Genomic DNA, 10,688 nt, shown 5'->3' with positions numbered 1-10,688 from the left:
TCGGCACCACCACCGCCACCGCGTCCCGCGACCCGTCCCCGGGCACACCGGTCGCCGCCATCAGCACGGCCCCCCGGCGGCTGTCCGGTCCGGCCCGCGCCGGGCGCCGGCGCGGCCCGACGCCACCCCGGCAGGTCGCCGCGCGGTCACCGGGAGACCCCCACCGAGGGTCCGGAGCGCCAGGTGAGGCGCTGGGCGAGTCGCTGTGCCGTGCCGAGGGCCGCCCCGGCGGCGGAGGTGAGCTGGTACAGCAGGTGCACGGCGGCGAACCGGAGGCCGAAGCCGACGCCCCGGCTGGCCGCCACCCGGCGGTAGGTGCCGGCGTCCAGGGCGACGGCACCGGTGAGCAGCGCCAGCGGCACCGCTGCGGCGGCCGGCCCGACGACGAGGGGCAGCGGCAGGGTGAACGCGGTGGCCAGCACCAGGGCGCTGGCGAGGACCCGGGAGGCGGCCCCGCCCAGGACCTCACCGGGGCGCACCTCGGCGGCGCTCGCCCAGGCCCGCAGGAACGCCTTCGGCAGCAGTACCCGCAGGGTGGTGTCGTGGTCGTGGGTGCCGGCGATGGCGGCGGTGCTGCGCACCTCGTACCGCTGCTGGCGGATCCGGTGCCCGTACTCGGGCGCCTCGGTGTGCCGTAGCTCCGGATCGAACGGGCCCAGCTCGCGGAACACCTCGGCGCGCAGCGCGCACAGGGCGGTGTGCAGGCCCTCCATCGGGCCCTCCTGGGCCAGCCACCAGTGGTGCATCTGCAGGGCCCGGTACTCGGCGATGATGTTCCGGGAGAGCAGGGACTCCGGGCGGAGCACCCCGCAGATCGCCCCCAGGGCGGGGTCGGCACGCAGGGCGGCGACGGCGGCGGCGACGCTGCCGGGTTCGAGGGCGACGTCGGCGTCCAGGAAGAACAGGATCTCGCCCCGGGCGTGGTCCGCGCCCCGGTTACGGGCCGCGCCGGGACCGCTGTTCGTGGCCAGCCGCAGCACGGCGGCACCGGTCGCGGCGGCGACCGCGGCCGAGTCGTCGGTGCTGGCGTCGTCGACGACGATGATCTCGATGGTGGGGTACGTCTGCTGCTGCACCGACCGGACGCACAGCGCGACCGTCCGGGCCCGGTTGAAGCAGGGTATGACGACTGAGACCAGCGGGTCCACGCTGCCTCTCCTCCTCGCGTCAGGGTGGTCCGGCCGACCGTCGCCCCCACGTCGGGGCAGCACGGAGTCCAGCGGTCCCGGGGTGGACCGGTGCCGGCATGATGGGTGGCGAGATTCTGCGGTCCGGGCCGCGCCCGTTGTCCACGAGCGCGCCGACGGGCCGGAAGGTGGGTGGCCACCAACGGCTGTAAATGATGACCGCCTATATCTTGCGACCCCCTGACGAGGTCGTCAAGGACTTGACAAGCCACGTCCCGCACCCGCCGGCGCAATCGATCAAACCCTGCCAGGGAATGCCCGAAAAGTGTCGACCCGAGATTCGCCCACAGTTGCAATAGTTAGACAAAGCTCAATATCTTCACTTGTGTCAGGGACAGGCGGTGCACGGCGATTTCCACCAGCGTGCAGTGTTGTGTCGCTCTGATCACATAGCGTGATATGCACCCTGACTTTTCCGAAGCGCAACACCCGCCGCACCACCCATCCGCAGCCACCCGTCAAAGAAAGCCGCTGAGCTGCTGGAACGCGCCCCGGCACGGGCGGCGCACCGGCCTCGGGGCCGCAACACCCGGACCGGCCGGGCCACCGCGGCCCCGATGCCGGGCTGCGGCGCCGCCCCGGCCGGCACCCGACGGGATCGCCGGCCGCCGCCCGCGACGACCCGACCACCGGCCCGCGCGGGCCGGGACGAAAACCACCACCGGACACCCGGAAGCGCGGCGTTAAATGACGACACCGGAACCCGCCCGGCGGGCGGGCGAAACGTACGCACCCCGGGCGTGAACAGTTTTACCGGCCCCGGCTATTTAACGCCGTACGGAATCCGCTTTCCACCGGACCCGACGCCTCGCCGCACATCTGGCCGGGCGGGGCCGACCGGGCGACCGGCCGGCGGGTCACCGGTGGGGCCCGGCCACGGCGACCCGCCCCGCCGTCGGCGCCGCCGGTCCACCCGGTCGACCGGTCCGCCGCCACCGGCCGGTGCCCCGCCGTCCAGCCTGGCGGACGCGGGCCGCGTCAGGCTCGCGTGCCGATCTTCGTGATGGCACGCTGGTGTCGCCGCCGGCAGGCCGCCGGCGCGTATCACCGACCCCTGAGGGAGACGATCGACCCGATGGCAGCGGACGTCACCACCACCGCCGAGTGGCAGGCCCTGCGCAAGCACGCCGAGGAGATCCGCGACACCCGGCTGCGGGACCTGTTCGCCGCCGACCCGGACCGGGGTGGGCGGTTGACCGTCGAGGTGGCCGACCTCTACGTGGACTACAGCAAGAACCTGGTCACCGACGAGACCCTGGCGCTGCTCACCGCGCTGGCCGAGCGGGTCGGGCTGACCGACCGGATCGCCGCGACGTTCTCCGGCGCGCACGTCAACTCCACCGAGGACCGGGCCGTGCTGCACACCGCGCTGCGGCTGCCCCGGGACGCCACCCTGACCGTGGACGGTCAGGACGTGGTGGCCGCCGTGCACGGCGTGCTGGACCGAATGGCGGCGTTCGCCGGGACGGTCCGCTCCGGCGAGTGGCGCGGGCACACCGGGGAGCGGATCCGCACCGTCGTCAACATCGGCATCGGCGGTTCCGACCTCGGCCCGGTGATGGCGTACGAGGCGCTGAAGGACTACCGGGACGCCGGCCTGACCTGCCGGTTCGTCTCCAACATCGACCCCACCGACATCCACGAGGCCACCGCCGACCTGGATCCGGCGACCACCCTGTTCGTGGTGGTCTCCAAGACCTTCTCCACCCAGGAGACGCTGGCCAACGCCCACCAGGCCCGCCGGTGGCTGCTGGCCGGGCTCGACGGTGACGAGTCGGCGATCGCCCGGCACTTCGTCGCGGTCAGCACCAGCGAGCAGCGGGTCCGGAACTTCGGCATCGACCCGGCGAACATGTTCGGCTTCTGGGACTGGGTCGGCGGGCGGTACTCGCTGCCCTCGGCGGTGGGCCTGTCGGTGATGCTGGCCGTCGGGCCGCAGCGGTTCACCGAGATGCTGGCCGGGTACCACGCCGTCGACGAGCACTTCCGGAGCGCCCCGCTGGCCCGCAACGCGCCGGCGTTGCTGGGCCTGCTCAACGTCTGGTACACCAACTTCCTCGGCGCGCAGACCCACGCGGTGCTGCCGTACTCGCAGTACCTGAACCGGTTCCCCGCGTACCTGCAACAGCTCACCATGGAGAGCAACGGCAAGTCGGTGACGGTGGACGGCTCCCCCGTGTCGTACGACACCGGGGAGATCTTCTGGGGTGAGCCCGGCACGAACGGGCAGCACGCCTTCTACCAGCTCATCCACCAGGGGACCCGGCTGGTGCCGGCGGACTTCGTCGCGTTCAGCGAGCCGAACCACGACATCGGCGAGATGCACGACCTGTTCATGTCGAACTTCTTCGCGCAGACCGCGGCGCTGGCCTTCGGGCGCACCGCCGAGCAGGTCGAGGCGGAGGGCACCCCGGCGGACCTGGTGCCGCACCGGGTGATGGCCGGCAACCACCCGACCACGTCGATCCTGGCCGGCAAGCTCACCCCGGCCACCTTCGGTCAGCTGGTGGCGCTGTACGAGCACATCGTGCTCACCGAGGCCGCGATCTGGGACATCAACGCCTTCGACCAGTGGGGGGTGGAGTTGGGCAAGGTGATGGCCAACCAGCTCGCCCCGCTGCTCACCGGGGAGTCCCCCGACCTCGGCACGGTCGACTCCTCCACCGCCGCGCTGATCGGGCGCTACCGCAGCCAGCGCGGCCGGGGCTGACCGTCACCGGCGGTACCGCCCGGCGGCCGGGCGGTACCGCTGACGGGTCGCCGTCCGCCGCCCCGGGCCGGGCCCGGGGCGGCGGCCCCGGCGGGCCGGGGCCGCCGGCTGGCCCGCAGGTGCGGACCGTCGTGGGCCGACCCGGGGGTCGGCCCGGTCAGGCCGGCGTGGTGGCGCGGTCCTCGGCCCCGTCGGACGGGGTGACCGCGACGGCCCGCTCGGCCCGGTGCTGGCGCAGCGACCAGCCGATCGCCGTCGCCCAGACCAGCACGATCAGCCCGTAGCAGGGGTACCGCAGCGCCGCCGGCGCGTCGACCCAGTCGCTGAGCAGCAGGGTCCGGACGTTGGTCAGGATGATGACACCGCCGACGGCGGAGCCGAGGACCCGGGGCGGGACCATCCGCACCAGCCAGGCGGCGATCGGCGCGGCGACCATGCCGCCGATCAGCAGCGCGGCGACCCAGGTGAAGTCGATGTTCGCCGCCCCGATCCCGAGCAGGAAGCCGAGGCTGGCGGCGACGGCCACCAGGAACTCGCTGGCGTCGATGGAGCCGATCACCTTGCGCGGCTCCAACCGGCCGCTGGCCAGGATGGCCGGGGTGCCGATCGGGCCCCAGCCGCCACCACCGGTGGCGTCGACGAAGCCGGCGACCAGGCCCAGCGGTCCGAGGAACCGCCTGCGCAGCGGCAGCCCGACCCGGTCCCTCGGCAGGCCGGCGACGGTGAACCGGATCAGCACGTAGAGGCCGAGGCCGAGCAGGATCAGCGACATGATCGGCGCGGCGGTCTCGGTGGAGAGACTGGACAGGAAGGTCGCCCCGGCGAAGGCTCCGAGGGCACCCGGGACGCCCACCCGACGGACCACCGCCCAGTCGACGTTGCCGAATCGCGAGTGCGCGGCACCCGAGGCGAGAGTGGTGCCGATTTCGGCGAGGTGAACAGTCGCGGAAGCGCTCGCCGCACTGGTGTTGATGGCCAGAAGCAGTGTTGTGGAGGTCACACCGTAGGCCATACCGAGGCTGCCGTCGACCAGTTGCGCACCGAGGCCGACGAGGGCGAGGAGAAGGAGTTTACGCACATTTACCGCCGATTCGAGTGAGGAATGAGGGCAGGGTCGTCCGGACGGGGCGTGGCCGTCGTGGCGACCACGGAACCCCGCCGGTCCAGGTCAGTGCAGATGTGCGGGACAGTCGACGTGTCGCGCGGCCCACCGGCCGACCGCCGATTTTTCCGGCGAACTTGTAAAACGTTCGTTAAGTCTCCTGGTAGACGCCATCTCAGCGGCGTACGCCAGTCACCTCGCGGCCATGATCAGCGGCCCGGTCGCCCGGGCCGCCGCCGGCCGCCGACGCCCGGCCAGCAACCGGAGCGACCGGATACCACTCGCGGAACACCCGCCCGCACCGCCCGCACCACCAGGCAATACAATGATCACCTTAAATTCGATCTCTCCTCCGAATGCCGAAGTTAATTGATGGGTATTGGCGGCTGCGGCATAGACAGGGATGGTTCGCCTCCACGGCAACCCCTGACAAGACCCCTTCCACATACTGGGATGCGCCGTTCCGAATCGCCTGCCACCAGGCATAACAGGGGCATCCCGAATCATTCGTGAAAGCGACACCCGCCGCTTCTTTCCGATCGACGGTCGCCACTGCTGACGCAACATCGGCAACAGCGGGGCCATTTCCGCTGGTTACCCCTACCGCAATTCCCGCCGCCTTGGTAGGAAATCTTCAGCGGCACAGTGAGATAGGTCAGATTTAACCGGGCCGTAACTGAGCGCCGCTACGTTATGACTCGCTGCGACATTGACTGTCGCAAATCAGGACGCCCGTCGCCGCTGGTCCGGCCGGTGCGTCCGGCCCGTCGCCCCCCGCGATCCTCGGCGCACGAAGTGGGAGCCTGATGACTACTGCACCGCACACGCGCGACCTGGTCATGGTTGTGAACCCGGCCGGCACCCTCGAACCCGGTCCACGGATCACGGCCGCCGCCGGTGCCGGCGGCGGGCTGGGCATCCTCGACCTGGCCGCCGGGGACGACTGGGCGCTGCGCGCCCTGCGCCGGGCCGCCTCCTGGTCCCCCACGCCGATCGGCGTGCGGGTACCGGCCGGCTGCCTGGCCACCCCCGACGAGGTCGACCACGCCGCGCAGGGCCGGGTGGACCTGGTCCTGCTCACCCCGGACAGCCCCTGGCCCACGGCCGAGACCGCCACCCGGTACCGGGTCGTCGTCGAGGTGACCGACCGCGCCGAGGCGCACGCCGCCGCGGCGGCCGGCGCGCACGGACTCGTCGCCCGGGGCCTGGAGGGCGGCGGCCGGGTCAGCGACCTCAGCTCCTTCGTCCTGCTCCAGCAGCTCGTCGCCGACGAGGAGCTGGACCTGCCGGTCTGGGTGGCCGGCGGGATCGGCCCCCGGACCGCCGGCGCCTGCCTGGTCGGCGGCGCGGCCGGCGTGCTGCTGGACACCCAGCTCGCCCTGATGCCCGAGTCGGAGCTGCCCGCGGACGTCCAGGCCACGCTCCGGCGGATGGACGGCTCGGAGACCGCCCTGGTCGACGGGGTCCGGGGCGTCCGCCGGGGCGGACCGCACGAGACGGACACCGAGCTGCTGCCGATCGGGCAGGACGGCTGGCTGGCCGGCGTCTTCGCCGACCGCTGGGCGGACACCGCCAGCGCGGTACGCGGGCTGCGGGCCGCCATGCTCGACGCCGTCGGCGACAGCGACGCCGGTGACCTGCTGCTGCCCGGCGCGCCCCTGGCGGCGGCCCTCGGGGTCCGGGTACCGGTCGCGCAGGGCCCGATGACCCGGGTCAGCGACGAGGCGGCGTTCGCCGCGGCGGTCGCCGAGGGCGGGGCGCTGCCCTTCGTCGCTCTCGCCCTCAACGGCCCGGACCAGTGCCGGCGGATCCTCACCGAGACCGCCGACCGGCTCGGCGAGCGGCCGTGGGGCGTCGGCGTGCTCGGTTTCGCCCCGGAGGAGCTGCGCACGGCCCAACTCGACGTCATCCGTGAGATCCGCCCGGCCTGCGCGATCATCGCCGGGGGCCGCCCGCCGCAGGCCCGCGCCCTGGAGGACCAGGGCATCAGCACCTTCCTGCACGTGCCCTCCCCGGGCCTGCTCCGGCAGTTCCTGCGCGCCGGCGCCCGCAAGTTCATCTTCGAGGGCGCCGAGTGCGGCGGGCACGTCGGCCCCCGGTTCAGCTTCCCGCTCTGGGAGGCGCAACTGCTGGTGCTCGACGAGTACCTGGACGCCGAACCGGCCGCCGCCGACGAGGTGCAGGTCTTCTTCGCCGGTGGCGTGCACGACGCCCGGTCGGCGGCGATGGTCGCCACGATGGCCGCGCCGCTGGCCCGCCGGGGCGCCCGGGTCGGCGTGCTGATGGGTACGGCGTACCTGTTCACCGCCGAGGCGGTGGCGCACGGCGCGGTCCAGCCCCGCTTCCAGCGGGAGGCGCTGGCCGCCGAGCGCACGGCGGTGCTGGAGACCGCCCCGGGCCACGTCACCCGCTGCCTGCACACCCCGTTCGTCGACGACTTCCACGAGCTGCGCACCCAGTTGGCCGACGCCGGGGTGGACCACCGCGAGGTCTGGGAGCGGCTGGAACTGCTCAACGTCGGCCGGCTGCGCATCGCCAGCAAGGGGCTGCGCCGCTCCGGCGAGACGATCGAGGCGGTGGACGAGGACGTCCAGGCCGCCGAGGGACTCTTCATGGCCGGCCAGGTCGCCGTGCTGCGCGACGCCGCCACCACCGTGGCCGACCTGCACGACGCGGTCAGCGGCGCGGTCCGCGACTTCCACGCCGCCCGGCGGGACACGCTGCGGGCCCGCCTGGAGCCGCCTGCGGCGCAGGTCGAGGAGCCCGTCGCCCCGCTGGACATCGCCATCGTCGGCATGGCCTGCGTCCTGCCCGGCTCCCCCGACCTGGACAGCTTCTGGCGCACGGTGCTCACCGGGGCCGACGCGGTCACCGAGGTGCCCGCCCAGCGCTGGGACACCGACCTGTACTACGCCACCGAGGTCGGGCCGGGCCGCACCGGCCGGATCAGCGTCTCCAAGTGGGGCGGCTTCATCGAGCCGGTGCCCTTCGACGCCATCGGCTACGGCATCCCGCCGGCCGCCCTGGCCAGCATCGACCCGACCCAGCTCCTCGCCCTGGAGGTGTCCCACCGGGCGCTGGTCGACGCCGGGTACGCCTTCGACGCCCCGGGCGTGGACCACGCCCGGACCGGGGTGGTGTTCGGCGCGGAGGCGGGCAGCGACATGGGTCACGCCCAGACCCTGCGCACCATGCTCCCGGCGTACCTCGGCGAGGTGCCCGAGGAGATGGAGGAGCTGCTGCCCACGGTCACCGAGGACAGCTTCCCCGGGGTGCTGGCGAACGTCATCGCCGGCCGGGTCGCCAACCGGCTCGACCTGGGCGGGCCGAACTACACCATCGACGCCGCCTGCGCCTCCTCGCTGGCCGCGATGGACGCCGCCTGCAAGGAACTGGTCGCCGGCGACAGCGACCTGATGATCTGCGGCGGGGCCGACCTGCACAACGGCATCAACGACTACCTGATGTTCACCTCGGCGCACGCGCTCTCCCCGACCGGGCGGTCCCGCCCCTTCGACAGCACCGGCGACGGCATCGCCCTCGGCGAGGGGGTGGCCTGTGTGGTGCTGAAGCGGCTGGCCGACGCCGAACGCGACGGCGACCGGATCTACGCGGTGGTCAAGGGCCTCGGCGGGGCCAGTGACGGGCGTGCGCTCGGACTCACCGCGCCCCGCCCCGACGGTCAGCGCCGGGCCCTGGACCGGGCGTACCGGCGCAGCGGGATCTCCCCGCGCGAGGTCGGGCTGGTGGAGGCGCACGGCACCGGCACCGTGGTCGGCGACCGCACCGAGCTGGAGACGCTGACCCGGCTCTTCGCCGAGTCCGGCGCGGAGCCGGGCGGGTGCGCGCTCGGCTCGGTGAAGTCCCAGATCGGGCACACCAAGTGCGCCGCCGGGCTGGCCGGGGTGATCAAGGCGAGCCTGTCGCTGTACCACGGGGTCCGCCCGCCGACGATCCACCTGACCCGGCCCAACCCGGCCTGGCACCCGCAGCAGAGCCCGTTCGCCTTCTACACCGAGGCGCGACCGTGGCCGGTGCCGGCCGCCGACCGGGTCGCCGGGGTGAGCGCCTTCGGCTTCGGCGGCACGAACTTCCACGCGGTGCTCACCGCGTACGCCGACGCGCCGGAGCCCCGGCACGCCCGGCGGCTCTGGCCGGCGGAGCTGTTCTGCTTCCGGGGCGCCGACCTCGCCGCCGCCCACCAGGCGGTCCGGCAGGTGCTCGACGGGCTCGCCGCAGACGCCGAGCGGGACCGGCCGGGACGCCTGGCCGAGCTGGCGGCGGCGGTCGCCGGCCGGGGCGGCGGGCGTGCCCCGACCCGCGTCGCGGTGGTCGCCCGGGACGTCGCGGAGCTGGAGACGCTGCTGCACCGGGCCCTCGCCGGCGAGCACGACCCGGCGCGCGGGCTGGTGCAGCCGGCCACCGCCGGCACGGTCGGCTCGGGCGGCACGGGCGGCCCCGGTGGGGTGGCCTTCCTCTTCCCCGGGCAGGGCAGCCAGCGTCCGGGGGCGCTGGCCGAGCTCTTCGTCGCCTTTCCGGAGCTGCGGCACTACCTGGAACTCGACCGGGACGCCGCCGAGCTGCTCTTCCCGCCGGCCGCCTTCGACCGGGACGGCCGGCGGGCGCAGGAGGACCGGGTCCGTGACACCCGCGTCGCCCAGCCGGTGCTGGGGATCGGCGGGCTCGCCGTCGACCACCTGCTGCGCCGCCTCGGCGTCCGGCCGGACCTGACCGCCGGGCACAGCTACGGCGAGCTGGTCGGGCTCTGCGTCGCCGGGGCCTTCGACGCGGCCACCCTGCTGGAGCTGAGCCGCCTGCGGGCCACCGCGATCCTGGACGCCTGCGGGGAGGACCCGGGCACCATGGCGGCGGTCTCCGCCCCCGCCGACGACGTGGCCCGGGTCCTCGCCGGTGCCGGCCTGACCAGCGAGGTCGTCCTGGCCAACCGGAACGCGCCGAAGCAGGTGGTGGTCTCCGGCCCGACCGCGAAGGTCGAGGCGGCGGTGGTCGCGCTACGGGAGGCGGGGCTGTCGGCGAAGGCCATCGCGGTCGCCTGCGCCTTCCACAGCCCGGTGGTGGCCGGCGCGGTGGAGACCTTCGCCGAGGTGCTCGCCGGCCGGAAGATCGCCGCGCCGCGCATCCCGGTCTGGTCCAACCTCACCGCCGCGCCGTACAGCGGGGACGCCGACGGGGTGCGCCACCACCTCGCCGAGCAGATCGGCGCGCCGGTCCGCTTCGTCGAGCAGATCGAGGCGATGTACGCCGCCGGGGCCCGCGTCTTCGTCGAGGTCGGCCCCGGGCAGGTCCTCAGCCGGCTGGTCGGGGCGGTCCTCGGCGACCGGCCGCACCAGACGGTGGCCTGTGACCGGGGCAAGGACGAGGGGCTGCGCGGCTTCCTCGTCTCGGTCGCCGAGCTGGCCTGCGCGGGCCTGCCGGTCCGCCCCGACTGGCTCTTCCACGGCCGGGTCGGCACCGGGGCGTCCGCTGCCGCACCCACCCGTCGTCCGGTCTGGACGGTCGACGGGCAGCTCGTCCGGGACCAGCACGGCGCCTGTCTTCCCGGTGGTATGACCCCTCCCCGACGCATCAAGGAGCTGTCGATGACCCCAGCCAACGGCGCCGCCGGCACCGCCGAGGGCACCGCCCCGGCCGTCGGCCCCCGGGACCCCCGGGGCGACCTGCTCAGCGA

At 73.9% G+C, this 10,688-nt stretch carries 4 protein-coding genes; 2 read left to right on the top strand and 2 right to left on the bottom strand.

Translation table 11 applies throughout. The features are described from left to right. Positions 1-146 precede the first annotated feature (146 nt). Positions 147-1,148, bottom strand: a complete 1,002-nt coding sequence (locus tag AWW66_RS29495; protein ID WP_067373254.1) for a glycosyltransferase family 2 protein — start codon at positions 1,146-1,148, stop codon at positions 147-149. Between the two features lie 1,114 nt (positions 1,149-2,262). Between AWW66_RS29495 and pgi the strand changes: the two genes are divergently transcribed. Beyond that, positions 2,263-3,897 (top strand): glucose-6-phosphate isomerase, encoded by a 1,635-nt coding sequence (gene pgi, locus AWW66_RS29490; RefSeq protein WP_067373257.1) that lies wholly within the window; start codon positions 2,263-2,265, stop codon positions 3,895-3,897. 157 nt (positions 3,898-4,054) lie between these two features. Here the strand turns inward: pgi and AWW66_RS29485 are convergent, their stop codons facing one another. Next, the gene (locus tag AWW66_RS29485; protein WP_067373251.1) at positions 4,055-4,975 is read right to left on the bottom strand and encodes a sulfite exporter TauE/SafE family protein; all 921 of its coding nucleotides are present in this window, start codon (positions 4,973-4,975) and stop codon (positions 4,055-4,057) included. Between the two features lie 830 nt (positions 4,976-5,805). Here AWW66_RS29485 and AWW66_RS29480 point away from each other — a divergent pair. Next, on the top strand, positions 5,806-10,688 hold a 4,883-nt coding region (locus AWW66_RS29480; protein WP_157528120.1), incomplete at its 3' end, for a type I polyketide synthase.

The sequence above is a fragment of the Micromonospora rosaria genome (genome assembly GCF_001567585.1).
Taxonomy (GTDB): Bacteria; Actinomycetota; Actinomycetes; order Mycobacteriales; family Micromonosporaceae; genus Micromonospora; species Micromonospora rosaria.
This window is presented reverse-complemented; position numbering and strand designations above follow the sequence as displayed.

What these genes read in the sequence shown, in the direction of transcription:
- pgi (WP_067373257.1), top strand. Translation starts at nt 2,263, where the DNA reads ATGGCAGCGGACGTCACCACCACCGCCGAGTGGCAGGCCCTGCGCAAG.